General features: G+C 67.6%; 1 protein-coding gene. It reads left to right on the top strand.

Going from position 1 to position 685, the window contains the following annotated elements:
• Positions 1 to 8: 8 nt before the first annotated feature.
• Positions 9 to 685: LuxR C-terminal-related transcriptional regulator (locus KBI52_RS01080; RefSeq protein ID WP_371823092.1), on the top strand; the 677-nt coding region annotated here is incomplete at its 3' end.

Genomic DNA, 685 nt, shown 5'->3' with positions numbered 1-685 from the left:
TGGGGCTTATTGCTGATGGCGATCCCTATTTCCGCGTTGCGGCGGCCGCCATCCTGACCCACCACTTCGGCTTCGCAGAGCTCATCGAGGCGTCGTCCCTCGACGAGGCGCTGGAGCGGCTCACCGAAAACGAGCGGATCGAAGCCGCTCTGCTGGACCTGTCCATGGCGGGCATGCGCACCCCGACCAACCTGCGGGCGATCCGCGAGTGCTTTCCGCATGCCCGCGTAGCCGTCCTGTCCGCATCGAACGCCCGTCAGGACATCCTCTCGGCGCTGGAGGCAGGCGTTCACGGCTACATGCTCAAGAGCCTGCCGGTTGCGGATCTGGTCAAGGCGCTGCGCGTGGTCTTTGAGGGCGGGATCTACGTGCCGCCATGCCTGGCCGACATCTCATCCGGCGGCTCGCTGCAGCCGCTTCGGGAGCTGCCGGACGTCGCCCCTGAGCCGCAGCCGGTGCCGCCCGAGCCTGCGCCCGCCGCTTCGGTCCATGCCCTGACCTCGCGCCAGCGCGAGGTGCTCGACCTTCTGGTCCAGGGCAAATCGAACAAGGAAATCGCCCTGGCGCTCAAGCTCGGGGAGGGGACGGTCAAGATCCACATGGCGGCGATCTTCCGCTACTTTGGCGTCAACAACCGGGCTGCAGCGGCCGTCGCCGGTGCGCGGCCCTACCCAAATCGTCCTCG

Origin of the sequence: Microvirga sp. HBU67558 (assembly GCF_018069605.1) — a bacterium.
GTDB lineage: Bacteria > Pseudomonadota > Alphaproteobacteria > Rhizobiales > Beijerinckiaceae > Microvirga > Microvirga terrae.
The sequence above is the reverse complement of the archived record's forward strand: the minus strand, read 5'-3'. Positions and strand labels throughout refer to the sequence as shown.